Raw genomic sequence first — 23,689 nt, 5'->3', positions numbered from 1 at the left:
ACCGGTCGATGAGCCTGACCGAGATCGCCCGCTTCGCCGACCTCGTCGAGGCCCAGGTCGCCGCCTCGCGCCTGCGGGCCGAGGGCGTGCCGGTGCTGGTCCAGAACGAGCACTGGGGCGCCAGCGACTACCTGATGAGCATCGCCATGGGCGGCTTTCGCCTGTGGACGCCCGATGTCGACGCCGACGAGGCCAGGCGGCTGATCGCCGAGCTGCGCGGCGGCGAAAGCGCGCCTGACGCCGCTCCGCCGGGGCGGGCGGCCTCGACGGCCAAGGCCGGCGCGGCGCTGGCCCTGGCGGCGACCTTCGGGCCGACGGCCGGACTGCTGCTGGGCGGCAAGGGCCGCGGCGGCTGGATGCGGCCGGTCGCGGTCGGCGTCGCGGGCCTGTGCCTCGCCGTGGGGCTGGCCGCCTGGGCCGTGGTCCTGCTCGGTTAAGGCGCGGGCGCCGGCTGGGCCTGCAGGCTTTCCGGATCGGCCTGCTTCTCGCCCAGCACCACGACGAAACTGCCGCTGATGATCATCAGGCCGCCGACGGCCAGGGCCAGGGTCAGGTGGTCTCCGAACAGCAGGACGCCGATCGAGGCGCCCATCAGCGGCTCGATGTTGATGAACACCCCGGCGCTGGCGCTGCCCACGCGGGACGAGCCGTACTGCCAGGCCGCCGTGGCCAGCAGGGTCGACAGCACGCCCAGCCCAAGCACGCCGCTCCAGGCGGTCGTCGACAGGTGCAGGTTCGGCGGGCCATGCATGGCGAAGGCGATCGGCAGCACGGTGAAGGCCGCGACGATCACGGTCACTGCCGGGATGGCCATCGGGGTCGGGGCCTTGGGCGCGCGCTTGAGCACCACCAGCCAGGCCAGGAAGATCAGCAGAGAGCCCAGAGACAGCGCCACGCCCAGCGGCGAGCCGGCCCCGTCCGGCTTGCCGGCGATCAGGACGGCGCCGAGGGTGGCCGCGCCGACGCCCATCCACGAAGCCCGGCTGACCTTCTCGCCCATGAGCTTGGCGCAGACGGCGATCAGGGCCGGCATGGCGCCGACCAGCAGGGCGGCCAGGGTGACGCTGACATGGGCCAGGCCCTCGAACTGCACCATGAAGGCCACGCCGTAGAGCGCGCCCGACGCGAGCATCACCGGCGACCTGAACAGGGCCCGCGCTTCTTTGGTGGCCAGGGCGAAGGGCGCGGCGACCACGGCGGCGACGACGAAGCGCAGCAGCACCATGTGGGCCGCGTCGGTCTCGCGCAGGATCAGCTTGCCGAGGGGAAAGCCCAGCCCCCAGAGCGTGCCGGCGAGGATCAGGGCGAGGAAGGCGACGCGTTTCATAGGGGCCTCATGGCGCATCCATGCCCGCCTGGCGAGAGGCGGCGCGTCCCGGATATGGCGCAGCGAGGTGTCAGGGCCTGTCAGCAGGGCTCCGGCGAAGATGAAATTTTCGAAAGGCGGCGTGGCGAGGCGCTCGAGCAACAGCTGCAAGTGCTTGATCTGCAAGCGCTTCGTATCATCGCGCTTGGCTACGCTTCATTCGTGTAACATTGTTCACATCTTCAGACATTTTCGCGCCACAACCGCCTCCAACCTAGGCCGCAGTTCGTTTCCCGCCACTCGCGATGGAGATCGCCATGCGCCTCGTCCTGAAGTCTCTCACCCTCGCCGCCGGCGCGGCCCTGGCGGCCGGGGTCGTCGCGGCCTCGGCCCAGCCGGCCGCCCCGCCGCCGCCGCCCGCTCCGCCGGAAGCGCCCGAGCCGCCGCCGCCGCCGCCGCCCGCTCCGCCGGAAGCGCCCGAGCCGCCGCCGCCTCCGCCGCCCGCTCCGCCGGAAGCGCCCGAGCCGCCGCCGCCTCCGCCGGCCTTCGACAACCTGATGTTCCGCGGCCATCCCGGCCCGATGGCCTTCCGCATGCACAGGGATCCGGAAGCCCGCGCCCAGCGCCTGCGCGACGTGCTGCAGCTGACCGACCGCCAGGAAGGCGCGCTGAAGACCTACATCGCCGCCACCGGCCCGAAGGAGCGCCCCGAGCCGAAGCCCGCGCGTGACGAGAGCGCCAAGGACAAGGCCCCGCCGACCGCGCTGGAGCGCCTCGACGAGCAGGCCGAGCGGATGACCAGGGTCGCCGCCGACCTTCGGAGCCGCGCCGACGCCACGCGGGCCTTCTACAACGCCCTGACCCCCAGCCAGAAGAAGGCCTTCGACGCCCTGGGCCCCGAAGTGACCGGCGGTCCGAACGTCTCGGTGCGCCGCATCGAGGCCCGGGGTCCCAAGGGGCTGGGCGCGATGTCGTTCGGCGGTCCGGGCGAACGCCGGGTGATCATCCAGCGCAAGTCGGGCTCGTAAGCGCGCGAGACGATTGCGGGCGTCCGCTGGCCGATCTAAGTCAAGGTCGATGGGCGCCCGCAACCAAAACAAGAACCCGTTCGACTTCCTGGCCAACCCCGAGCGGTTCATGGCCTTCTCGCGCTGGGCCGCGCCCATGTTCGGCGCCATCGCCGGCGTGCTGGCGGTGGTCGGCCTGGTTCTGACCTTCACGGTGCCCGAGGACTACCAGCAGGGCGACACGGTGCGGATGATGTTCATCCATGTGCCGGCGGCCGTGCTGGCGATGTTCGTCTATCTGTGCCTGGGGATCGCCAGCTTCCTGGCGCTGGTGTTCCGCCACGCCCTGGCCGACGCGGCCGCCCAGGCCTGCGCCCCGCTGGGCGCGGCCTTCACGGTGCTGGCCCTGGCCACTGGCTCGCTGTGGGGCAAGCCGATGTGGGGAACCTGGTGGGTGTGGGACGCCCGCCTGACCTCGGTGCTGGTGCTGCTGCTTTTCTATCTCGGCTATCTGGCCCTGCGCGGGGCGATCGACGACGAGCAGAAGGCCGCCCGCGCCGCCGCCATCCTGGCCCTGGTCGGCGTTATCAACCTGCCGATCGTCAAGTTCTCGGTCGACTGGTGGAACAGTCTGCACCAGGGCTCTTCCACCCTGCTGGCCAAGCCGGAGAACCGCCTGCCGGTCGTCTATGCCTGGCCGATGCTGGTGATGCAGCTGGCTTATCTGTCGGCGTTCGGGTCGCTGTGGCTGGTGCGAATCCGGGCGCTGGTCTGGCGGCGCAAGGCGCGCAGCCTGGCCCTGAAGGCGGCGGAGGCCTGACCCCGGATGAGCTTCGATTTCGACGCCGGCAAGTACGCCGTCTATGTCTGGCCCGCCTTCGCCCTGACGGCGGCGGTGTTCGCCTGGATGATCGCCGACAGCCTGCTGGCCGCCCGCCGCTGGCGCGCCGAGGCGCAGCGCCGGCAGGCCGAGACCAAGGACCCCGGCAAGTGAAGCGCTGGCTGGCCTTCGCGCCGCTGATCGTTCTGGCCGCCCTGGCGGTGCTGTTCGCCGGCTACGCGCTCAAGCGCAACCCGCAGGTCAGCCCCGACGCCCTGGTCGGCAAGCCCGTGCCCGTCCTGTCACTGCCGGATCTCGACAGCGGGACGCCGACCCCGGTCCGCGGCGACGGCGACGGGCCGATGCTGGTCAACTTCTTCGCCTCCTGGTGCGCGCCCTGCGAGATCGAGCATCCGCAGCTGATGGCGCTGAAGGCCCGCGGCGTGCGGGTGGTCGGCGTGGCCTACAAGGACGCCCCGGCCAACACCGAGGCGTTCCTGGGCCGGTTGGGCGATCCGTTCGCCGCCCGGCTGGTCGATCGCGACGGCCGCGCAGGCGTGGAGTTCGGCGTCACCGGCGTGCCCGAGACCTTCGTGGTCGACGCCCGGGGCCAGGTCGTGGCCAAGCACACCGGGCCGATCACGCCGCAGGATCTGGACGGGCTCGTCGCCAGGCTGCGTTGAAGCGTCGCGCGTCCTTGGGCTTAGAAGGTCGTTAACCACGCTCGCGCACTCTGCATTAACCATGCTATCACCTGCGTCATGAGCACCGTTCGTCCCACCGGCCTGCCCGCCGTCGCCGCCCGACCCACGTCGAGCGCCGTGAGCCCGGCTGGCCAGTCGCGCGCGGCGGCCTTCTTCCAGGCGGCGGTCACCGACGCCACGAGCGCCCGCCCGGCGGCCTCGCCGATGACCGTGCAGCTGCAGACCCAGACCGAGCCCCAGGCCCGCCGCACCGTGCCGCCCAAGGCCTTCACCGCCCCGACCGAACAGCCGCAGAAGATCCTGCGCCCCGGCTCGCTGCTGAACATCCTGGTCTGAGGGTTTCGCCTCAGGGCGGACTCCAATTCTTTCGTCATCCCGGCCGGAGCGCGTAGCGCGCAGAGCCGGGACCCAGGGCCGCCGCAGTGCGTCTGCGACCGCTGGGGCAGTGAACCCAACTACCGAGCCCAGTCCCCTGGGTCCCGGATAAGCGCTACGCGCTTTCCGGGATGACGAAGCGGCGGGCGGCTGAGGTGCGCCTCCGAAACGAAAAACGCCGCGACGGGCGACGTCGCGGCGTTTTCCTCTTGCGGTCTTGCGCGCCCTACAGCGGAGGCGGCGGCGGGGCGAGGATCTCGCGCTTGCCGGCGTGGTTGGCGGCGCCGACGACGCCTTCCTTCTCCATCCGCTCCATCAAGGAGGCGGCGCGGTTGTAGCCGATCTGCAGGCGGCGCTGGATGTAGCTGGTCGAGGCCTTGCGGTCGCGGGTGACCACGGCCACGGCGTGGTCGTAGAGGTCGTTGGCCCCGCCCTCGCCGGCGAAGGCGCCCTCGATGGCCTCTTCCTGCTCCTCGTCGCCGCCGGCGGTGACTTCCTCCAGGTACTGGGGGATGCCCTGGTCGCGCAGGAACTTGGCCACGGCCTCGACCTCGCCGTCGGAGACGAACGGGCCGTGCAGGCGGGTGATGCGGCCGCCGCCGGCCATGTAGAGCATGTCGCCCTGGCCCAGCAGCTGCTCGGCGCCCTGTTCGCCCAGGATGGTGCGGGCGTCGATCTTGCTGGTGACCTGGAAGCTGATCCGGGTCGGGAAGTTGGCCTTGATGGTGCCGGTGATGACGTCGACCGACGGACGCTGGGTGGCCATGATCAGGTGGATGCCGGCGGCGCGGGCCATCTGGGCCAGGCGCTGGACGGCGCCTTCGATGTCCTTGCCGGCGACCATCATCAGGTCGGCCACCTCGTCGATGACCACCACGAGATAGGGCATGGCCTCGGGGCGAATCTGCTCGGTCTCGTAGATCGGACGGCCGGCGTCGTCGAAGCCCGTCTGCACGGTCCGCTCGAAGTGCTCGCCCTTCTCCAGGGCCTCGTTGGCCTTCTCGTTGTAGCCGCCGATGTTGCGCACGCCGATCTTGGACATGCGGCGATAGCGGTCCTCCATCTCGCGGACGGTCCACTTCAGCGCCACGACGGCCTTCTTCGGATCGGTCACGACCGGGGCCAGCAGGTGCGGGATGCCGTCGTAGACCGACAGTTCCAGCATCTTCGGGTCGATCATGATGAAGCGGCACTTCTCGGGCGGCAGCTTGTAGAGGATCGACAGGATCATGGCGTTGACGCCGACCGACTTGCCCGAGCCGGTGGTGCCGGCGATCAGCAGGTGGGGCATCTTGGCCAGGTCGGCGATATAGGGCTCGCCGCCGATGGTTTCGCCCAGCGCCATGGGCAGGATCTGGCTGGCCTTGTCGTAGTCGGCGCTCGACAGCAGGTCGCGCAGATAGACGGTCTCGCGACGCTGGTTGGGCATTTCGATGCCGATGGCGTTGCGGCCTTGCGCCACCGCCACGCGGCACGAGATCACGCTCATCGAGCGGGCGATGTCGTCGGCCAGCGCCACGACGCGGGCGGTCTTCACGCCCGGGGCCGGCACCAGCTCGTACATGGTCACGACGGGGCCCGGACGGATCTGGTCGATCTGGCCCTTGACCCCGAACTCGGCCAGCACGCTTTCCAGCAGGCGGGCGTTCTGGCGCAGGGCGCCCTCGTCGAACTCCGACGAGCGCGGCTTGGCCTTGGCCAGCATGGCCAGTTCCGGCAGCTGGAAGCCGTCCTCGTCTTCCTCGAAGTCGAAGGTCTTCTGCTGCTCGCGCTGTTCGCGGTTGCTGGCGGGGGCCGGAGCCTTGGGCTGGCGGATCGACAGCGGGCGGGCGTCGAAGCTGGGGGCGAAGTCGTCCTCGTCGTCGTCCACCGGCGGCGGAGCCGGACGGGCGGCCTTGGCGGCGCGCGGCGCGGGCTGCGGGGCGACGACCATGCCGTCGTCGTCCTCGACCGGGGCGGCCGCGCGGGCGGCGCGGCGGGGCGCGGGCGCCTGGGGTTCGTCGTTGTCGATCGCGTCGATGGCGTCGCGCACCGGACGGCGCGGGGCGGCCTTGGGGCGGGGTGCGCGGACCGGCTCGGGCTCGCGCTTCTGGCGGGGCGCGCGCTCGCGCGGCGCGGTCAGGCGGGCGAGCAGGCTCATGACGCTTTCGGGATCGACGCGGCGCACGCCCAGGGCGTAGCCGACGCCGACCACGGCGCCGACCAGCAGCAGCAGGGCGGCGATGACGCGGGCGCCGGGGATGTGGGCGAAGCTGAAGATCCCGGCCAGCAGGTTGAGCAGGCCGTCGCCCCAGAACCCGCCCAGGCCCTTGGCCAGCGGCCAGACGGCGGGCTTGGCCAGGACGGTCAGGAAGCCGGCCAGGGCCAGCAGGCCGGCCACGCCGACGCCGGCGCGGACGCGCAGTTCGCGGCGGTGGGCGTCGGGATCGGGCTGGGCGGTGCGGGCCAGGCCGAACACCAGCATCATGATCGCGGCCACCCAGCCGGCCAGGCCCAGGGACTGCACGACCACGTCGGCGATCACCGCGCCGGCGCCGCCCAGGGCGTTGCTGGCCGGCGCGCCGCCGACGGCGTTGAAGCTGGGATCGGAGGCGTCGTAGGTGGCCAGGGACAGCAGCAGACCCGCGCCCAGAACCGCCAGGACGCCGCCCCGGAACCGGGCCGTCCACGGCTGGTCCCAGCCGTAGCGCACCGCTTCCCAGACCAGCTCCACATTCGATCGCCGCGCAACTCGCGCCATGAACCACTCCGAAGCACTTCGAAGGCTACCTTGTGGCCGCAGATGGTTAAGGGGCGTTTACCGAGATCGGGCTTGGGGGCCGTCTGGAAACAAAGACTTAGTGTCGCAGGCCGTCACGCGAGCGTCATGGAACCGAAGTCGCGAGACGTGCATTCAAGCCTCGTATCCCCCTAGTAACATCCCCTCTGACTTCGCGGCCCGGACGGCGACGCCCGGGTCGTTTTTCGTGGGGCCGGCCAGAGGATGCTCCCCCTGAAGGGGGAGCTGTCGCGGAGCGATTGAGGGGGAAGTGACTGCTGGTGTCGGGGGATGTGCTGAGTTCATCAGGGACTTCCCCCTCCGGCCCTTCGGGCCACCTCCCCCTTCAGGGGGAGGGTCTCTGGACACGAGTTTCCCGCCTCACGCGGCAAGCCGCTGAGCTGATGGAGAGGGCGCGGGGCGTCCGGGCCTCGCCCGGATGTGTTTGTTTCAAGTACCGTTTCGACGAAGCATAGACGCCCCGCGCGATCGTTATTCCTCAGGCCGGGGCGCGCAGGCCTCTTCCGCCTTGTGCCCCTTCCCCACGCAGAGCTCCCCGTTTCTTGACGGCCAGGAGTGCGTGCTAGGCGCGGACCCTTGGGCGGGCGGGAAGCCATAGGTCGGCAGCTTCCCGATGGATGGGTTTACGTCCCCCATCCTCATTTAAGCCTTCAGGCCCGGCTCACGCCGCTCCCTCAGCCCCGCTCGATCGCATCCGCGTCGCACGCTTCGGGCCGGATCCTTGCGCCCTCTCCCTGCGACGGGATGCAGTGATTATGCGGGCGGGTTGGATCCGTCTGATCCATGAGCGTGAGAAAGTTGCAAGTCGCTGATCGTGTTCAGGAGTTTTCGCTGAACGCAGAGGATGGACGGGGCTGGATCCCCGTCGGCAGTTCCCAATTCCGTAAAACCCCCGCGCACGCGGGGGCCCAGGCTTTTTCTGAAACGCGCGGCGCTCGACGATAAAACGCCTGGGTCCCCGCGTTCGCGGGGATTTTACGGGGGTGGGGCGAGCCTGTGTCTGTGAGGGAGGCTATCGGTGGGAAGCCTTCCACTACCTCGGAAGCTGAAAACGTCCCCCCTCCGTCGCCTTTGGCGACACCTCCCCCAGAGGGGGAGGATCCTCGGAAGCGCCTCGGCCTACAGGATGTAGCGGCTGAGGTCCGCGTTGGCCGCCAGGGTTCCCACCCGCTCGTTCACGTAGGCGGCGTCGATGGTGACGGTTTCGCCGCCGTGGTCGGTGGCGGTGAAGCTGATCTCCTCGACCACCTTTTCCATGATGGTCTGCAGGCGGCGGGCGCCGATGTTCTCCACCGAGGCGTTGACGGCCACGGCGGCGTCGGCCAGGGCGTCGATTGCCTCGTCGGTGAAGACCAGGGTCAGGTTCTCGGTTGCCATCAGCGCCTGATGCTGGCGCAGCAGGTTGGCTTCCGGCTCGGTGAGAATGCGGCGCATGTCGTCGCGCGACAAACCCTTCAGCTCGACGCGGATCGGCAGGCGGCCCTGCAGCTCGGGCAGCAGGTCCGACGGCTTGGCCACGTGGAAGGCGCCCGAGGCGATGAACAGGATGTGGTCGGTCTTCACCGGCCCGTACTTGGTCGACACCGTCGTGCCCTCGATCAGCGGCAGCAGGTCGCGCTGCACGCCCTCGCGGCTCACATCAGCGCCGCCGCGCTGCGAGGAGCTGGCGACCTTGTCGATCTCGTCGAGGAAGACGATGCCGTGGTTCTCGGCCAGGGCGAGGGCCTCTTGAGTGAGGGCCTCCTGGTCGAGCAGCTTGTCGCTCTCCTCGGCGATCAGCGGCGCCCAGGCGCCCGAGACCGTGGTCTTGTGGGTCTTGGTGCGGCCGCCGCCGAACGACTTCATCATCTCGCCGAGGTTCAGCACCGAGGCGCCCGGCTGGCCGGGGATCTCGAACATGCCGCCGCCGCCGTTGTCGGCCAGCTGCAGCTCGATTTCCTTGTCGTCGAGCTCGCCGGCCCGCAGCTTCTTGCGGAAGCTGTCGCGGGCGGCCGTGGCGCCGGGGCCGGTCAGGGCGTCGAGGATGCGGTCCTCGGCGGCGGCTTCGGCCTTGGCCTTCACGCCGGCGCGGCGCTTGTCGCGGACCATGGCCAGGGCGCTCTCGACCAGGTCACGGACGATCTGGTCGACGTCGCGGCCGACATAGCCGACCTCGGTGAACTTGGTGGCCTCGACCTTGAGGAACGGGGCCTGGGCCAGCTTGGCCAGGCGGCGGGCGATCTCGGTCTTGCCCACGCCCGTGGGGCCGATCAGCAGGATGTTCTTGGGGGTAATTTCGTCCTGCAGGTCGGCCGGCGTGCGGCGGCGACGCCAGCGGTTGCGCAGGGCCACGGCGACGGCGCGCTTGGCCTCGGCGTGGCCGACGATGAAGCGATCCAGTTCGGAGACGATTTCGCGGGGGGAGAACTCGGTCATGTGTCGTTGATCAGGGTCTCGAAGATCAGGCGCCAGCCTTCGGCGCGCCTTTGCCAGACGTGCATATAGTGCGCCGCCACGGGTTTGTTATCCGGTCCGCTCCAACTGGCCTCGCCGTGGGTCCAGACCAGGTCGCCGGCGCCCGAGGCCCCGCCGCCCTGCGGGCGCAGTGCGATCGAGGCCGGACGCAGGGCGAGGCGCGCCGAAAGGTCGTCGCCGGCCAGGGTCTTGGAGCCCTTGGGACCGAGCAGCCAGGCGTCGCTCGCCAGCACGGCCTTGTAGGCGACCGCCGCGTCGGTGGAGGCGGCCAAGGCCAGGGCGGCCTCGGCGTCGCGGGCCTCCTCGAAGCCCTTGGCCTGGCTTTCGGCGCCGGCCGGCGCCACGGGCCCGACCTGGGCGGCGGCGTCGGGACCGGGAGCCTTGCCGGGATCGGCCTCGGCTCCGCCGTCATAGACCCACTTCCATTCGCCGTCGGCGCCCTTGCGCCAGATGGTGGCGTAGTAGCCGCCGCGCCTGTCGTCGATGCTCCAGGGGCCGAAGGACAGGCCAAGGTCGCCCGAGCGGGCGATCACCACCTTCTGCGGCCACCAGAACAGCCTGGGCTCGTTGGTCCCCGGCCGTTTGCCGTAGAGCTCGCGAGCGTTGACCGGGCCGGGGGCGAAGACGATGGCGTCATCGGCCATGTGCTTGAGGAACGAGCCCTTGATCCCCAGCGCCAGACCGTCGGCCGCGAACGCCCGCTCGGCGGCCTCGACCGGCGCGGCCGAGATCTCCTGGGCGATGGCCGGACCGGCGATGGCGGCGGCGATCAGCGCGGGGGGCAGGAACTTGAGCATGGTGTCGGGTCCTCGAGCGCCAGCTTGTATCTGGTCCACTCTAATCGTCATCCCGGCCGCAGCGAAGCGGAGAGCCGGGACCCAGGGGCCGCTGCGCTGCCGCTGGCTGCCGCCTGGGCGGTGAACCCTGGCGCGGAGCCCGGTCCCCCGGGTCCCGGATCGGCCTTCGGCCGTCCGGGATGACGACTTGAAGAGGCCTACAGCCCTTCGACCGTCAGGTTGCCGTTGGTGTAGACGCAGATCTCGGCGGCGATGGCCATGGCGCGGCGGGCGATTTCCTCGGCGGTCAGGTCCTGGTCGATCAGGGCCTTGGCCGCGGCCAGGGCGTAGTTGCCGCCCGAGCCGATGGCGGCCACCGCGCCGCCGCCGGGGCTTTCGCCCGGCTCGAGCACGTCGCCGACGCCGGTGACGGTGTAGATGGCGTCCTTGTCGGCCACCAGCAGCATGGCTTCCAGCCGGCGCAGGTAGCGGTCGGTGCGCCAGTCCTTGGCCAGGTCGACGCAGGCCCGGGCCAGCTGGTTGGGATACTGCTCGAGCTTGGCTTCCAGCCGCTCGATCAGGGTGAAGGCGTCGGCCGTGGCCCCGGCGAAGCCGGCGACGACCGCGCCTCCGGCCAGGCGGCGGACCTTGCGGGCGTTGCCCTTGACGACGGTTGGGCCCATGGAGACCTGGCCGTCGCCGGCGATCACGGTCTGGCCGTTCTTGCGCACCGCGAGGATGGTTGTGCCGTGCCAGTCGGGGAACGAGTTCGAGCTTTGCATGGCTTCGCATGTGGCGAGGCCGGCCTGGAGGGTCAAGCGCCATGAGCTTTTCGGAACGCGAGGTCGAGCGCTACGCCCGCCATCTGGTGCTGCGCGAGATCGGCGGACCGGGTCAGCAGAAGCTCAAGGCGGCGCGGGTGCTGATCGTCGGAGCCGGCGGCCTGGGCGCGCCGGCCGCCCTCTATCTGGCGGCGGCGGGCGTCGGGACCATCGGCATCGCCGACGCCGACGAGGTATCGCTGTCGAACCTGCAGCGCCAGGTGCTCTACGCCGAGGCCGACGTCGGCAAGCCCAAGGTCGCGGCGGCCGCCGAACATCTGGGGGCGCTCAATCCGAACGTCACGGTCGTCCCCCACCCCGTCTGGCTGGACGCCTCGAACGCCCGCGAGATCGTGGCCGGCTACGACCTCGTGCTGGACGGCACCGACGATTTCTCCACCCGCTTCGCCGTCAGCGACGCCTGCCTGGCCGAGGGCAAGGTCCTGGTCAGCGGGGCCCTGGGCCGCTGGACCGGCCAGGTGGGCGTATTCCACGGCCAGCCCTGCTATCGCTGCCTGGTGCCCGAGGTTCCGCCCGACGCCGAGACCTGCGCCCTGGTCGGCGTGGTCGGGGCCCTGGCCGGGGTGATCGGCTCGATGATGGCGCTGGAGGCGGTGAAGGTCATCGCCGGGGCCGGCCGGCCGCTGTCGGGGCGCCTGCTGATCTACGACGCCCTGGCGGCCGAGACCCGCACGGTGCGCATCGGCGCCGACCCTGGATGTCCCGCCTGCGGGGCATAGCGCCGTTCGGCGAAAACCTTGTGCCTACGGGGCTTTACGGGGTCGAGCCGGCGGATCGTTTGGTCTAGGTTGCGGGCCGCCGGTCCCGGCGGACCTCCCCCTTTGCGCCGGTCGGCCAAGGGAGAAGACCGATGACCACCTCTCGCATCGCCCACCCCGGCCTGGCGGCCAAGGTCATGAGCGCGCAGGACGCCGCCGCCCTGATCGAGCCCGGCTCGACCGTCGGCATGAGCGGCTTCACCGGCTCGGGTTATCCCAAGGCCGTGCCGATGGCCCTGGCCGAGCGCATCGAGACGGCCCACGCGGCGGGCGACAAGTTCCGCGTCAAGGTGTGGACCGGCGCCTCGACCGGCCCCGAGCTGGACGGCGCCCTGGCCAAGACCGACGGCGTCGAGTTCCGCCTGCCCTACAATTCCGACCCCATCGCCCGCGAGAAGATCAATCGCGGCGAGATGGAGTATTTCGACATGCACCTTTCCCAGGTCGCCCCGATGGCCTGGCAGGGGTTCCTGGGACCGCTCGACACCGCCGTGGTCGAGATCGCGGGCATCCGCGCCGACGGCTCGCTGATCCCGTCCTCGTCGGTGGGCAACAACAAGACCTGGCTGGACCGGGCCTCGAAGATCATCCTCGAGGTCAATCGCTGGCAGAACCCGGCGCTGGAGGGGATGCACGACATCTACTACGGCACCGCCCTGCCCCTGCCCGCGTGCCGATCCCGCTGGTGAAGCCCGACGACCGCATCGGCGAGGCCTATTTCCGGGTCGATCCCAGCAAGGTGGTGGCGGTGGTCGAGACCGACGCGCCCGACCGCAACCTGCCCTTCGCCGCGCCCGACGCCTCGGCCCTGGCGATCGCCGGCCACTTGCTGGAGTTCTTCGCCCACGAGGTGAGGATGGGCCGCCTGCCCGCCTCGCTGCTGCCGCTGCAGTCGGGCGTGGGCAACATCGCCAACGCCGTGCTGACCGGCCTGGTGGACGCGCCGTTCGAGAACATGACCGCCTATACCGAGGTGATCCAGGACGGCATGCTCGACCTGCTGGCGGCCGGCAAGCTGCGCATGGCCTCGGCCACGGCGTTCTCGCTGAGCCCCGAGGCCGCCGCCGGCCTCAACGCCGACATGGCTAGCTTCCGCGACAAGATGATCCTGCGGCCGCAGGAGATTTCCAACCATCCCGAGCTGATCCGCCGCCTGGGCTGCATCGCCATGAACGGCCTGATCGAGGCCGACATCTACGGGGCGGTGAACTCGACCCACGTGATGGGCTCGCGCATCCAGAACGGCATCGGCGGCTCGGGCGACTTCGCCCGCAACGCCTATGTGTCGATCTTCATGACCCCGTCGACGGCCAAGGGCGGCAAGATCTCGGCCATCGTCCCGCAGGTCAGCCACGTCGACCACATCAACCAGGACGTCCAGGTGATCGTCACCGAGCAGGGCCTGGCCGACCTGCGCGGCCTGTCGCCCAAGCAGCGCGCCCGGGTGATCATCGACAACTGCGCCCACCCCGACTTCCGCCCGGCCCTGGAGGACTATTTCCAGCGCGCCCAGCTGGGCGCCTACGGCCGCCAGACCCCGACCCTGCCGGGCGAGGCGCTGTCGTGGCACCAGCGGTTCATGGAGACGGGGGACATGCGGGGCTGAGGGGGGCTCCGAAGCCTATCGACTTCAAACCGTCATCCCGGACGAAGGTCGGCTCAAGCAGACCGTAGACCCGGGACGCTGCGGCCGGGATGACGAGCGATTTGCGGCTTCGCCGGAGCCCCTCTCAGGCGAACCCCTTGCGGATGTGCTCGATCGACTTGGTCAGCACCAGCTTCCAGTTGTCGTCCGACCAGTCGCGGTGGCCGACGCCCTTCATCTCGACGTGCTCGCACGGCTTGCCGGCGGTCTTCAGGGCCTTTGCCATGATCCTGGACTGCTTGGGCGTGACGATGGTGTCCTCGGTGCCGTGGATCAGCAGCACCGGGGCCTTGATCTCGGCGGCGCGTTCGGAGGGCGAGGCGGCGATCAGCATGGCCTTGTCGGCCCGGGGATCGCCGATCGTCTTGCACCAGTAGGCGTAGGCGTCGGAATCCGAGCCGTCCTCGGCCTTCGAGAAGGCCAGGCTCTCGACGAGGTCGGCGTCGCCGGCGATCGAGACCACGGCCTTGTAGAGGTCGGGACGGCGCACCGCGCCCATCAGGGCCGCGTAGCCGCCGTAGCTGATGCCGCAGATGGCGATGCGGGCCGGATCGGCGACGCCCGAGGCCACGACCTGGGCGACGGCGTCCTCCACGTCCTCCTGCATCAGATCGCCCCAGCGCTTGCGGCCGGCGTTGGCGAAGGCCTTGCCGTAGCCGCCCGAGCCGCGGAAGTTGGGCTGCAGCACCAGCCAGCCCTGGGCGGCCAGGGCCTGGGCGAACAGGTCGAAGCTCAGGGTGTCGCGCACCTCGGGCCCGCCGTGCGGCAGCACCACCATCGGCCGGGGCTTGTCGGACGCGATCACCGGCGTCGTCAGGTAGGCGGTGATCGTCTGGCCGTCCCGGGTCTTGATCGGCAGGGCCTTCATCGGCGCCAGGCGCTCCTGCGCCAGCCAAGGCCGCTTGTCGCCCAGCAGACGCAGGTCCTTCCGGGTCACGTCGTACAGCCAGAAGGCGCCGGGATGGCGGGGCCCGCTGACGAAGAAGATGAACCGCTTGTGGTCGGCGCTGACGTCGAAGGGGCTGACGTTGCACTCGTCGCCGAAATAGGCGTTCACGCCCTTGTAGTGGGCCGCCAGCTTCGGATCGAGGAAGCGGTGGTTGCTGCGGTCGTCGCTGACCGAGATGCTGAGCGCCTTGTAGCTTTCGTCGACGAACATGCCCTGGATCGGCCGCTTGTCGTCGTGCGCGACCACCTCGCCGACGGTCATCGAGCGGGTGTCGAACTTGCGGATGGCGGGCATGTCGGCGCCCTCGTCCGTCGACAGCATCAGCAGCACGCCCGGCTCGGGCGTCGGGGCCACGAATTCGAGATCCGACAGCTTCTTCAGTTCGTTGCGGCGAACCTTCTTGTAGAGCTTCCACGCCTTCTCGCCGGGCGCGCGCACCATGACGCTGACCACGGTGCCGCGGGCGTTGGAGTCGTAGCGGATCACCGGCACGCCGTTCTGGGTATACCAGCCGTCGGTCGACGGCGCGCCGCGCTCAAGCTGCGTCGCCTCGCCGGTGTAGACGTCGACCAGGTAGAGGGTCTCGCACTCGGTGACGGTGTCCCAGATCTGCATCAGGATCCGCTTGGGGTCGGTGTTCATCCGGTCGACCACGTTGGCCAGATTGAACTGCCGCTTCATCACCCCTTTCTGGTTGTTGAACAGCACCACGGGGTCCTTGCCGTCGGCGCCGATGGCCAGGATGCGGCGGACCGGGATCGGGATGAACTCGCCGTAGAAATAGAGGCCCTGGGCGTGGCCCTTGGGGTCCTTGGTCATCCGCACCCAGATGAGCAGGCGCTCCTCGTTGGCCCATTCCACCTGGTCGACGACGGTTTCGCCCAGCTGCACCGGCTTGATCGATTCCTCGTTGCCGTCGGTCTCGTAGAAGATGATCAGGGCGTTGGTCTTGTCGCCCTTCTTCTGCTCCACGAGGATGGCCACGCGCGAGCCGTTGGGCGACAGGGCGGTGTCGAGCACTTCGGCGCCCCGCAGCAGCTCGTCGACGCTGGGCGGGACGACGACGGCCTTGTCGGTCTTTGGCCTGTCGGTTTGAGGCTTTTCGGTCTTGGCCTCGACGCCCTTGGCGTCGGCGGCGAAGGCATGGTCGATGGCGATCGGCGTCGCCGAAGCGGCCGCGATCACGAGACGGCGAGTAAGCAAGGCGGCCCCCCGGTCGCACTGAAGGTTACAGGCGCGAGCCCAATGTCCCGCGAGCTCTCAAAATCGCGAGTTTCGGCAAGCTTTGCAATTGCAAGATGAGATCGCCCGGAGGGCGGTCACAGCATCGCGGGAATGACCCGGTCGGGCGGCCGGTGCCCGTCCATGAAGGTCTTCACGTTGACGATCACCTTCTCGCCCATGTCGATGCGGCCCTCGACCGTGGCCGAGCCCATGTGCGGCAGCAGCACCACGTTGGGCAGCTTGAGCAGCTTGGGATTGATGGCCGGCTCGTGCTCGTAGACGTCCAGGCCCGCGCCGGCGATCTCGCCGCGCGCCAGCATGTTGGCCAGGGCCCCTTCGTCGATGACCTCGCCGCGGGCGGTGTTGACGACGATGGCGTGCGGCCGCAGCAGCTTCAAGCGCCTGGCTGAGAGCAGGTGGTAGGTGGCCGGGGTGTGCGGGCAGTTGATCGAGATGATGTCCATCCGGGCCAGCATCTGGTCGAGGCTTTCCCAGTAGGTGCAGCCCAGCTCCTCGGCGATGCGCGGGCTGACGGGCTTGCGGTTGTGATAGTGCACCTGCATGCCGAAGGCCTTGGCGCGGCGGGCCACGGCCTGGCCGATGCGGCCCATGCCGACGATGCCCAGGCGCTTGCCCCACAGGCGGCGGCCCAGCATCCAGGTCGGCGACCAGCCCTGGAACTCGCCGGCCTTGACCACCTCGGCGCCTTCGACGACGCGGCGGGCGGCGGCCATGATCAGGGTCATGGTCAGGTCGGCGGTGTCCTCGGTCAGCACGCCGGGGGTGTTGGTGACGATGATCCCCCGCGCGTTGGCGGTGGCGACGTCGATGTTGTCGACCCCGGCCCCGAAATTGGCGATCAGCTTGAGCCGCTCGCCGGATCGCGACAGAAGGCGCGAGTCGATGCGGTCGGTGATGGTCGGCACCAGCACGTCGGCCCGTCCCATGGCGTCGACCAGCTCGTCGGCGGTCATCGGCTTGTCGGACAGGTTCAGTTCGGTGTCGAACAGTTCGCACATGCGCGTCTCGACCGGATCGGGCAGCTTGCGCGTGACGACGACTTTGAGCTTGCGGGCAGGCATGGGCGGTCCGAAAAGCCTTTCCCTGACGGGCGTTGGAAATCTGTAGCAAAGGGGCCGGAAGCGGCCAAGCAACATGCCGGTGAAATGCAAACATCGTTCGCTGTGCGGAATGGCGCTGGGCGGTCTCGTGGCCGCGACCTCGCTGCTGGCGGGTCCCGCCCTCGCCCAGGCGCCGGCCACGACCCCGTCGGGCCTGCCGGTGCCGCGCTACGTCGTGCTGAAGTACGGCGAGGTCAACGCACGCCAGGGCCCGGACGAGCAGCATCGGCTGCTGTGGATCTACAAGGTCAAGGGCCTGCCGGTTCAGGTGGTGGCCGAAACCCGCGAGTGGCGGCGGATCTGCGATCCCGAAGGCGGCCTGGCCTGGGTGCACAAGCGCACCACCGACGGCCGGCGCACGGCCATGCGGGTGCAGGACAGCCCCCTGCCCCTGCGCGCCTCGCCCAAGGCGGAGTCGCGGATCAGCGCCTATCTGGCCGGCCGCTCGGTGGCCAATCTCGACAAGTGCGAAAAGGGCTGGTGCCGCCTGAAGGCCGACGGCGCGTCGGGCTGGGCCCCGGAAGACGAAATCTGGGGGGCCAAGGAGGCTCTGCAGTGTCCGGAGGGGCGCTGATTTTGGCCTCTTTCGGCGCTGCTCTCACCAATTGTCGCCGAATGTAACATTGAGGCCCGCCCCGGCGCCGTGCTAGGGGCGTTCGCATGCAAAAGAGCGCCTACACCTTCGAAGAGCTCCTGGCCTGCGGCCGGGGCGAAATGTTCGGACCCGGCAACGCCCAGCTGCCCGTGCCCCCGATGCTGATGTTCGATCGCATCGTCCGGATCGAATCCGAGGGCGGCAAGTACGGCAAGGGCTATGTCGAAGCCGAGTTCGACATCAAGCCGGACCTCTGGTTCTTCGGCTGCCACTTCATCGGCGACCCCGTCATGCCCGGGTGCCTGGGCCTGGACGCCATGTGGCAGCTGGTCGGCTTCTTCCTGGGCTGGTCGGGCGCTCCCGGCCGCGGTCGCGCCCTGGGCGTGGGCGAAGTGAAGTTCACCGGCCAGGTCACCCCCGAGGTCAAGAAGGTCGTCTACAAGATCGACCTCAAGCGCGTGATCATGCGCAAGCTGGTCATGGGCATCGGCGACGGCGTCATGGAAGCCGACGGCAAGGTGATCTACGAAACCAAGGACCTCAAGGTCGGCCTGTTCACGGCCGAGCAGATGGCGGGTTGATCCAACCGACAGGCTAGCCGTTCTTGTCAAAAGAGCTGGCTCCGGCGGATCGGGGAGAAAGAGGTACTGATATGCGTCGCGTCGTCGTCACGGGACTGGGCGTCGTCTCGTCCATCGGCAACAACGCCAACGAGGTGCTGGCTTCGCTGCGCGAGGCCAAGTCGGGCGTGGTCGCCGCGCCCGAGTACGCGGAGCTGGGCTTCCGCTGCCAGGTGCACGCCGCTCCGAAGATCGAGTGGGAAGGCCTGGTCGATCGCCGGGCCGCGCGCTTTCTCGCGCCCGGCACGGCCTACGCCCACATCGCCATGGAGCAGGCGATCGCGGATTCCGGGCTCGAGGAGAGCGACATCTCCAACGAGCGCACGGGCCTGATCGTCGGTTCGGGCGGCCCGTCCACCCGCGTCATCGTCGAGGCCGCGGCCACGACGAAGGAAAAGGGTCCCAAGCGGATCGGCCCGTTCGCGGTGCCCAAGGCCATGAGCTCGGGTCCGTCGGCGGTGCTGTCGACCTGGTTCAAGATCCGCGGGATCAACTATTCGATCAGCTCGGCCTGCGCGACCAGCGCCCACTGCATCGGCGCGGGCGCCGAGCAGATCCAGCTGGGCAAGCAGGACATCGTCTTCGCCGGCGGTTGCGAGGAGCTGGACTGGACCCTGTCGAACCTGTTCGACGCCATGGGCGCCATGAGCACCAACTTCAACGACCGTCCGGCCGTGGCCAGCCGCGCCTACGACAAGGACCGCGACGGCTTCGTGATCGCCGGCGGCGCCGGCATCGTGGTGCTGGAAGAATACGAGCACGCCAAGGCGCGCGGGGCCAAGATCTACGGCGAGCTGATCGGCTATGCCGCCAATTCCGACGGCTACGACATGGTGGCCCCGTCGGGCGAGGGCGCGGCCCGCTGCATGAAGCTGGCCATGGCCGACGCTGGCGGCCGCGCCATCGACTACCTGAACCCGCACGGCACCTCGACGCCGGTCGGCGACAGCAAGGAGATGGGCGCGGTGCGCGAGGTGTTCGGCGACAAGGCGCCGCTGATCTCGTCGACCAAGTCGCTGACGGGCCACAGCCTGGGCGCGGCCGGCGCCCAGGAGGCGATCTACTCGATCCTGATGCTCAAGAACGGCTTCGCGGCCGAGAGCGCCAACATCGAGACCCTCGACCCCGAGTTCGCCGACCTGCCGATCCTGCGCGAGCGGGCCGACAAGCCGCTCGACACGGTGATGTCCAACAGCTTCGGCTTCGGCGGCACCAACGGCACGCTGATCTTCGGCCAGGTCGACTGATCGTTTTCCAGACACGCCGGGGCGGGCGGGTTCCGAAGCGGAACGCCGCCTGCTAACCAGCGATGCAAGATCCAAGGAGCCAAGCGATGGCCGACGACTACGCATTCCCCAAGGGCGAGCTGATGGCGGGCAAGAAGGGCCTGGTCATGGGCGTGGCCAACCACAACTCGATCGCCTGGGGCATCGCCAGCCAGCTGGCCGCCCAGGGCGCCGAGATGGCCTTCACCTACCAGGGCGAGGCGCTGGAGCGCCGCGTGCGCCCGCTGGCCGAGAGCATCGGCGTGACCACCCTGATCCCGGCCGACGTCACCGACGACGCCTCGATGGACGCGGCCTTCGCCGCCATCGAGGAGAAGTTCGGCGCGATCGACTTCGTGGTGCACTCGGTGGCCTTCGCCAACAAGGACGAGCTGAAGGGCTCGTTCGTCGACAACACCACCCGTGAGGGCTTCCTCACGGCGATGAACATCTCGGCCTTCAGCTTCGTCGACGTGGCCAAGCGCGCCGCCAAGATCATGCCGAACGGCGGCTCGCTGATCACCATGACCTATCTGGGGTCGGAGCGGACCATCCCGAACTACAACACCATGGGCGTGGCCAAGGCCGCCCTGGAAGCGGCGACCCGCTACATCGCCCGCGACCTGGGTCCCAAGGGCATCCGCTGCAACGCCATCTCGGCCGGCGCCATGCGCACCCTGGCCCTGGCCGGCATCTCCGGCGGCCGCGGCATGATCGCCCAGGGCCGCGCCTTCAGCGCCCTGAAGGAAGACACCTCGATGGAAGGCGTCGCCGGCGCCGCCCTGTGGCTGGTCTCGGACCTGGGCCGCTCGACCACGGGCGAAGTCGTCCACGTCGACGCTGGCTTCCACATGATGGGCATGCCCGACGAAGTCGAGGGCTGATCGCCTTCGGCTCTCGCGAGACGAACCAAGCCCGGCGGAGCGATCCGCCGGGCTTTTTCGTGGGCGCTTTGCGAGTGTCTAGATCACGGCGCGTAGGCCCGCATGAACCGGTCCGCCGCGGCGGCGGCCTGGGCGTCGAACTCGGCGGGGGTGCGGTCCGACGGCAGGCGCAGCAGGGCCCGCAGCTGGCTGTGGCCCATCACCATGCCGGCGAAGAACTCGGCGGCCTGCTCGGCGTCGTCGACGGCCAGGCGGCCCAGCTGCGTCTCGGTCGCCAGGAAGGCGGCCAGCTGGCGGCGGGCCTGGCGAGGGCCGGCCTCGAACACCTCGCTCGCCACGTCTGGCATCTCGCCCGCGCCCTGGATGATCACCCGCAGCACCGAATAGCCGTTGGTGGTGGTCACGGTCTCCAGCATCGAGCGGGCGAAGGCCTCCAGGGCCTCGCGCGGATTGTCGACCGCCCCGGGCTCGCGCAGCGGGGCGGTGATGCGGGCCACGCGGCGGGCCATCAGCGCCTTCACCAGCTCGGCCTTGGAGCCGTAGTGGTTGTAGACCGTCTGCTTGGACACGCCGGCCCGGCGGGCGATCTCCTCCATCGGAGCCGACAGGCCGCGCTGGCCGATCACCTCGACGGCGGCGTCGAGGATGGCTTCGGTCTTGGCGACGTCGATCTGGCCGGCGATCCTGGGCATCAGTGGGCGTCCGAGGGCGGCGGCGGGATCACCTTGGGCGGGGCGGCCAGCAGGCTGACCAGGGCGGCGGCGAAGCAGCCGTAGGCCAGGAGCGTGAAGCTGTCGCCGAAGGCCAGCACCGTGGCCTGCTGGTTCATCATGTTGCCGATCGCCTTGCGGGCCGCGCCGTCGGGGTCGCTGACGCCCAGCTGCTGCATGCGCGCGGCGAGGCCCGCCATCATCGTCCCGGCCTCGCCGCCGTTCATCACCTTCGACGACATGTCGCTGAAGTAGAGGGCGGTCTGCTGGGTGATGCTGGTGGCCAGCAGCGCCAGGCCGATGGCGCCGCCAGTGTTGCGCGCGAGGTTCACGAGGCCCGAGGCGTTCTTGACCATGTGTTGGGGCAGGGTGCTCATCGTGATCTGCTGGGTGGCGATCATGGCGATCATGACACCCACGCCGCGGCAAGCCTGCACCCAGGCGAATTCCCAGAAGCCCCAGTTTTTGGTCACCCCGTGGGCCATGTACATGCCCCAGCCGGCCAGCAGGAAGCCGATGCACATGGGGATGCGCGGGTCGACCTTGCGGACGATGCGGCCGGCGATCGGGCCAGTGGCGAACATCGACAGGCCCGAGACCACCATGGTCGTGCCCACTTCCGAGGCCGAGTAGCCCCGCACGCGGCTGAGGAACTGCGGCAGCAGGAAGGTGCCGCCGAACAGGCTGGCGCCCGAGATCGCGGTCATCATCACGCCGATGCTGAAGTTGCGGTTGGCGAAGGCCTTCAGCTCGACGATCGGGTTCTTGTAGGTCAGCTGCCGCCAGATGAAGACCACGCCGGTGACCACGGTCACGACGGTCAGGCCCAGGATCAGGTCGTCCTCGAACCAGTTCTCCTTGGCGCCTTCCTCAAGCACGTACTGCATGCTCATCAGGAAGACGGCCATGAAGGCCAGGCCCGACCAGTCGAAGCCCTTGGCCAGGCTGGGGTCGCCCTTGTCGAAGTCGCCCCACTTGGCCACCGCGAACAGCACCAGGATCCCGGGCGGGACGTTGATGAAGAACAGCCAGCGCCAGGACAGCCACTCGGTCAGGTGGCCGCCCAGGGTGGGGCCGACGGTCGGGGCCAGGGTGACGATCAGGCCCATGATGACGCTGGCGGTGATCCGGCGCTCGGGCGGGAAGGCGGTGAAGGCCACGGCGAACACCGTGGGGATCATCGCCCCGCCGATGAAGCCCTGCAGGGCCCGGGTCAGGATCATCATGTCGATCGACGACGACAGGCCCGTCGCGACGCTCATCACGATGAAGCCCAGGCACGAGGCCATGTAGAGCCGCTGGGTGCCCCACAGCCGCGACAGGTATCCCGACAGCGGGATCATCACGACCTCGGGGATCAGGTAGGCGGTCTGAATCCAGCTGACCTGGTCGGCGCTGGCCCCGACGCCCGCCTGGATCTGCGGCAGCGAGGCCGCGACGATCTGGATGTCGAGGATGGCCATGAACTGGCCGATGACCATGGCCCCGAAGCCGAGGAACAGCTTGGTCCAGTCGACCTCGCCCGCCGGCTTGGCCGGAGCGGGCTTGGCGGAAGCGGGGAGGGCGGCGTCGGTCACGACGGCGCGGACCTAGCGGGCCTGGGTCGCGGTCGGGGCGCGCGCCACCTGCGCGGTTCCCTGGCCGGCCCCTTGGCCCGCATCGGCGAAGGACGCGCCGGAGCGGTCGCGGACGTCGACCTTGACCTCGACCGACAGGCCCGGACGCAGGGCCGCGCCGGCGCCGGTGCGCTCGACCGCGATCTTCACCGGCAGGCGCTGGGTGATCTTGGTGAAGTTGCCGACCGCGTTCTCGACCGGGATCAGGGCGAACTCCTGGCCGGTGGCGGGGGCGAAGCTGTCGACCTTGCCGACGATCTTCTGCTTGCCGAAGGCGTCGGCCTTGATCTCGACCGGCTGGCCGACGCGCAGGCGGGCGACCTGGGTCTCCTTGAAGTTGGCGACCACGAAGCTCTGGCCCACCGGCACCACCGACATCAGCGAGACGCCCGGCTGCACCAGCTGGCCCGGACGCACGGTGCGCGCGCCGACGACGCCGGCGGCGGGGGCGCGGATCACGGTGCGTTCCAGGTCGATGCGGGCCTGGTCGACGGCGGCGTGGGCGGCGGCGGCCTGGGCGACGGTCTGGGCGCGGGCCGAGCCGAGGGCCGAGGCCGTGCGACGCTCGGCTTCGAGGGCGGCCTGGGCGCTGGCGACGGTGGCTTCGGACTGCTTGGTCCCGGCGGCCTCGGTCTGGACCTTCTGCTGCGAGACCCAGCCCTGCCTGGCCAGGGAGTCGTAGCGGTCGAGGTCGGCGCGGGCCCGGCCGGCGTCGGCCTGGGCGCTGGCGACGCCGGCCTGGCGCTGCTGGATCAGGGCCTGCTCGAGGACGGCCTTGTCGTCGACGCTCTTGATGGCGGCGTCGAGGGCCGCGGCGTTGGCGATCGCCTGGTCGAGCTTGGCCTGGAAGGTCGAGGGGTCGATCTTGGCCAGCACCTGGCCGGCCTCGACCCGCTGGTTGTCGGCGACCAGCACCTCGGCCACGTAGCCGGTGACCTGCGGGCTGACCGACACGGTGTCGGCCTGGACGAAGGCGTTGTCGGTGCTCTCGAAGCGCTGCTTGTCGATGTACCAGAACACGCCGCCGACAAGGATGGCCGCGCCGGCGACGCCGGCCACCAGCAACGGAACCAGCTTCTTCTTCTTCGTCTCGGCCATGGCCCAACCCTGAGAGGACTGCGGGCGTCCGAAAACGGAGGCGACTATTCGCCTAGCGGACGCGACGGGGGATAAATGGACGATTTCGTCCAAAAATCAATCCATCCCCGCCGCGTCATTGTGCGGCGCCGAAGAAAGCCC

The 23,689-nt window shown here is 69.7% G+C and carries 21 protein-coding genes and 2 pseudogenes; 13 read left to right on the top strand and 10 right to left on the bottom strand.

Features of this window, described 5'->3' with window-relative positions; genetic code table 11:
* The first annotated feature begins 8 nt into the window (after positions 1 to 8).
* Positions 9 to 437 (top strand): putative signal transducing protein, encoded by a 429-nt coding sequence (locus tag C1707_RS05515; protein ID WP_101713236.1) that lies wholly within the window; start codon positions 9 to 11, stop codon positions 435 to 437.
* Here the strand turns inward: C1707_RS05515 and C1707_RS05510 are convergent.
* Positions 434 to 1,327 (bottom strand): DMT family transporter, encoded by an 894-nt coding sequence (locus tag C1707_RS05510; protein ID WP_101713237.1) that lies wholly within the window; start codon positions 1,325 to 1,327, stop codon positions 434 to 436. The genes C1707_RS05515 and C1707_RS05510 overlap by 4 nt on opposite strands.
* Positions 1,328 to 1,623: 296 nt before the next feature.
* On the opposite strand from C1707_RS05510, the gene C1707_RS26470 reads away from it, so the two are divergent.
* From C1707_RS26470 to C1707_RS05485, 5 genes are all read left to right on the top strand, one after another.
* Positions 1,624 to 2,334: a Spy/CpxP family protein refolding chaperone gene (locus C1707_RS26470; RefSeq protein ID WP_123170721.1), complete on the top strand. Its 711-nt coding sequence runs from the start codon at positions 1,624 to 1,626 to the stop codon at positions 2,332 to 2,334.
* 49 nt (positions 2,335 to 2,383) lie between these two features.
* The gene (ccmC, locus tag C1707_RS05500) at positions 2,384 to 3,133 is read left to right on the top strand and encodes a heme ABC transporter permease CcmC (RefSeq protein ID WP_101715234.1); all 750 of its coding nucleotides are present in this window, start codon (positions 2,384 to 2,386) and stop codon (positions 3,131 to 3,133) included.
* A 6-nt stretch (positions 3,134 to 3,139) separates the two neighbouring features.
* Positions 3,140 to 3,307, top strand: a complete 168-nt coding sequence (ccmD, locus tag C1707_RS05495; protein WP_101715235.1) for a heme exporter protein CcmD — start codon at positions 3,140 to 3,142, stop codon at positions 3,305 to 3,307.
* Complete coding sequence (locus C1707_RS05490; protein WP_101715236.1) at positions 3,304 to 3,816, top strand: DsbE family thiol:disulfide interchange protein; 513 nt, start codon at positions 3,304 to 3,306, stop codon at positions 3,814 to 3,816. Before ccmD ends, C1707_RS05490 begins: the two co-directional genes overlap by 4 nt.
* A gap of 78 nt (positions 3,817 to 3,894) precedes the next feature.
* Positions 3,895 to 4,173: a hypothetical protein gene (locus tag C1707_RS05485; RefSeq protein ID WP_101715237.1), complete on the top strand. Its 279-nt coding sequence runs from the start codon at positions 3,895 to 3,897 to the stop codon at positions 4,171 to 4,173.
* A 265-nt stretch (positions 4,174 to 4,438) separates the two neighbouring features.
* Here the strand turns inward: C1707_RS05485 and C1707_RS05480 are convergent, their stop codons facing one another.
* From C1707_RS05480 to C1707_RS05470, 3 genes are all read right to left on the bottom strand, one after another.
* Positions 4,439 to 6,952, bottom strand: coding sequence for an FtsK/SpoIIIE family DNA translocase (locus C1707_RS05480; protein WP_101715238.1), 2,514 nt, complete (start codon positions 6,950 to 6,952; stop codon positions 4,439 to 4,441).
* Between the two features lie 1,158 nt (positions 6,953 to 8,110).
* Positions 8,111 to 9,406: an ATP-dependent protease ATPase subunit HslU gene (gene hslU, locus C1707_RS05475; RefSeq protein ID WP_101715239.1), complete on the bottom strand. Its 1,296-nt coding sequence runs from the start codon at positions 9,404 to 9,406 to the stop codon at positions 8,111 to 8,113.
* Complete coding sequence (locus C1707_RS05470; protein WP_101715240.1) at positions 9,403 to 10,242, bottom strand: DUF4440 domain-containing protein; 840 nt, start codon at positions 10,240 to 10,242, stop codon at positions 9,403 to 9,405. The genes hslU and C1707_RS05470 overlap by 4 nt, the downstream gene beginning before the upstream one ends.
* Before the next feature lie 24 nt (positions 10,243 to 10,266).
* Here C1707_RS05470 and C1707_RS27125 point away from each other — a divergent pair.
* Positions 10,267 to 10,426 (top strand): annotated as a pseudogene (locus C1707_RS27125) (hypothetical protein); the annotation flags it as partial.
* Between the two features lie 13 nt (positions 10,427 to 10,439).
* On the opposite strand, the gene hslV reads toward C1707_RS27125, so the two are convergent.
* Positions 10,440 to 11,039, bottom strand: coding sequence for an ATP-dependent protease subunit HslV (gene hslV, locus C1707_RS05465; RefSeq protein ID WP_161934963.1), 600 nt, complete (start codon positions 11,037 to 11,039; stop codon positions 10,440 to 10,442).
* A 5-nt stretch (positions 11,040 to 11,044) separates the two neighbouring features.
* Between hslV and C1707_RS05460 the strand changes: the two genes are divergently transcribed.
* Together C1707_RS05460 and C1707_RS05455 are read left to right on the top strand one after the other, a co-directional pair.
* Positions 11,045 to 11,782 (top strand): HesA/MoeB/ThiF family protein, encoded by a 738-nt coding sequence (locus tag C1707_RS05460; protein WP_164467287.1) that lies wholly within the window; start codon positions 11,045 to 11,047, stop codon positions 11,780 to 11,782.
* Between the two features lie 131 nt (positions 11,783 to 11,913).
* Positions 11,914 to 13,427 (top strand): annotated as a pseudogene (locus C1707_RS05455) (acetyl-CoA hydrolase/transferase family protein).
* Positions 13,428 to 13,551: 124 nt separating this feature from the next.
* Here C1707_RS05455 and C1707_RS05450 read toward each other — a convergent pair.
* The gene (locus C1707_RS05450; RefSeq protein WP_123170720.1) at positions 13,552 to 15,618 is read right to left on the bottom strand and encodes an alpha/beta hydrolase family protein; all 2,067 of its coding nucleotides are present in this window, start codon (positions 15,616 to 15,618) and stop codon (positions 13,552 to 13,554) included.
* Between the two features lie 116 nt (positions 15,619 to 15,734).
* Positions 15,735 to 16,721 (bottom strand): 2-hydroxyacid dehydrogenase, encoded by a 987-nt coding sequence (locus C1707_RS05445; RefSeq protein ID WP_101715244.1) that lies wholly within the window; start codon positions 16,719 to 16,721, stop codon positions 15,735 to 15,737.
* 73 nt (positions 16,722 to 16,794) lie between these two features.
* On the opposite strand from C1707_RS05445, the gene C1707_RS05440 reads away from it, so the two are divergent.
* The 4 genes from C1707_RS05440 to C1707_RS05425 all read left to right on the top strand — a co-directional run bounded on the left by C1707_RS05440 (position 16,795) and on the right by C1707_RS05425 (position 20,124).
* Positions 16,795 to 17,334 (top strand): SH3 domain-containing protein, encoded by a 540-nt coding sequence (locus C1707_RS05440; RefSeq protein WP_101715245.1) that lies wholly within the window; start codon positions 16,795 to 16,797, stop codon positions 17,332 to 17,334.
* Between the two features lie 86 nt (positions 17,335 to 17,420).
* The gene (gene fabA, locus C1707_RS05435; protein WP_058348531.1) at positions 17,421 to 17,936 is read left to right on the top strand and encodes a 3-hydroxyacyl-[acyl-carrier-protein] dehydratase FabA; all 516 of its coding nucleotides are present in this window, start codon (positions 17,421 to 17,423) and stop codon (positions 17,934 to 17,936) included.
* Positions 17,937 to 18,007: 71 nt separating this feature from the next.
* The gene (fabB, locus tag C1707_RS05430) at positions 18,008 to 19,222 is read left to right on the top strand and encodes a beta-ketoacyl-ACP synthase I (protein ID WP_101715246.1); all 1,215 of its coding nucleotides are present in this window, start codon (positions 18,008 to 18,010) and stop codon (positions 19,220 to 19,222) included.
* Positions 19,223 to 19,308: 86 nt separating this feature from the next.
* Positions 19,309 to 20,124 carry an enoyl-ACP reductase FabI gene (locus C1707_RS05425; protein WP_101715247.1) on the top strand — a complete coding sequence of 272 codons (816 nt, stop codon included), beginning with the start codon at positions 19,309 to 19,311 and terminating at the stop codon, positions 20,122 to 20,124.
* A gap of 83 nt (positions 20,125 to 20,207) precedes the next feature.
* Here C1707_RS05425 and C1707_RS05420 read toward each other — a convergent pair whose 3' ends face one another.
* The 3 genes from C1707_RS05420 to C1707_RS05410 are packed head-to-tail and all read right to left on the bottom strand — an operon-like array spanning position 20,208 to position 23,548.
* Positions 20,208 to 20,816 (bottom strand): TetR/AcrR family transcriptional regulator, encoded by a 609-nt coding sequence (locus tag C1707_RS05420; protein ID WP_101715248.1) that lies wholly within the window; start codon positions 20,814 to 20,816, stop codon positions 20,208 to 20,210.
* Entirely contained in the window at positions 20,816 to 22,411 is a 1,596-nt protein-coding gene (locus C1707_RS05415) for a DHA2 family efflux MFS transporter permease subunit (RefSeq protein WP_101715249.1), read from the bottom strand. The genes C1707_RS05420 and C1707_RS05415 overlap by 1 nt, the downstream gene beginning before the upstream one ends.
* A gap of 12 nt (positions 22,412 to 22,423) precedes the next feature.
* Positions 22,424 to 23,548, bottom strand: coding sequence for an HlyD family secretion protein (locus C1707_RS05410; RefSeq protein ID WP_101715250.1), 1,125 nt, complete (start codon positions 23,546 to 23,548; stop codon positions 22,424 to 22,426).
* Positions 23,549 to 23,689: the final 141 nt, after the last annotated feature.

Origin of the sequence: Caulobacter flavus (genome assembly GCF_003722335.1) — a bacterium.
GTDB lineage: Bacteria > Pseudomonadota > Alphaproteobacteria > Caulobacterales > Caulobacteraceae > Caulobacter > Caulobacter flavus.
This window is presented reverse-complemented; position numbering and strand designations above follow the sequence as displayed.

Coding starts and splice junctions, on each gene's coding strand:
- C1707_RS05515 (WP_101713236.1), top strand. CDS start 9: ATGAGCCTGACCGAGATCGCCCGCTTCGCCGACCTCGTCGAGGCCCAG.
- C1707_RS05510 (WP_101713237.1), bottom strand. CDS start 1,327: ATGAAACGCGTCGCCTTCCTCGCCCTGATCCTCGCCGGCACGCTCTGG.
- C1707_RS26470 (WP_123170721.1), top strand. CDS start 1,624: ATGCGCCTCGTCCTGAAGTCTCTCACCCTCGCCGCCGGCGCGGCCCTG.
- ccmC (WP_101715234.1), top strand. CDS start 2,384: ATGGGCGCCCGCAACCAAAACAAGAACCCGTTCGACTTCCTGGCCAAC.
- ccmD (WP_101715235.1), top strand. CDS start 3,140: ATGAGCTTCGATTTCGACGCCGGCAAGTACGCCGTCTATGTCTGGCCC.
- C1707_RS05485 (WP_101715237.1), top strand. CDS start 3,895: ATGAGCACCGTTCGTCCCACCGGCCTGCCCGCCGTCGCCGCCCGACCC.
- C1707_RS05480 (WP_101715238.1), bottom strand. CDS start 6,952: ATGGCGCGAGTTGCGCGGCGATCGAATGTGGAGCTGGTCTGGGAAGCG.
- hslU (WP_101715239.1), bottom strand. CDS start 9,406: ATGACCGAGTTCTCCCCCCGCGAAATCGTCTCCGAACTGGATCGCTTC.
- C1707_RS05470 (WP_101715240.1), bottom strand. CDS start 10,242: ATGCTCAAGTTCCTGCCCCCCGCGCTGATCGCCGCCGCCATCGCCGGT.
- C1707_RS05460 (WP_164467287.1), top strand. CDS start 11,045: ATGAGCTTTTCGGAACGCGAGGTCGAGCGCTACGCCCGCCATCTGGTG.
- C1707_RS05445 (WP_101715244.1), bottom strand. CDS start 16,721: ATGCCTGCCCGCAAGCTCAAAGTCGTCGTCACGCGCAAGCTGCCCGAT.
- C1707_RS05440 (WP_101715245.1), top strand. CDS start 16,795: ATGCCGGTGAAATGCAAACATCGTTCGCTGTGCGGAATGGCGCTGGGC.
- fabA (WP_058348531.1), top strand. CDS start 17,421: ATGCAAAAGAGCGCCTACACCTTCGAAGAGCTCCTGGCCTGCGGCCGG.
- fabB (WP_101715246.1), top strand. CDS start 18,008: ATGCGTCGCGTCGTCGTCACGGGACTGGGCGTCGTCTCGTCCATCGGC.
- C1707_RS05425 (WP_101715247.1), top strand. CDS start 19,309: ATGGCCGACGACTACGCATTCCCCAAGGGCGAGCTGATGGCGGGCAAG.
- C1707_RS05420 (WP_101715248.1), bottom strand. CDS start 20,816: ATGCCCAGGATCGCCGGCCAGATCGACGTCGCCAAGACCGAAGCCATC.
- C1707_RS05410 (WP_101715250.1), bottom strand. CDS start 23,548: ATGGCCGAGACGAAGAAGAAGAAGCTGGTTCCGTTGCTGGTGGCCGGC.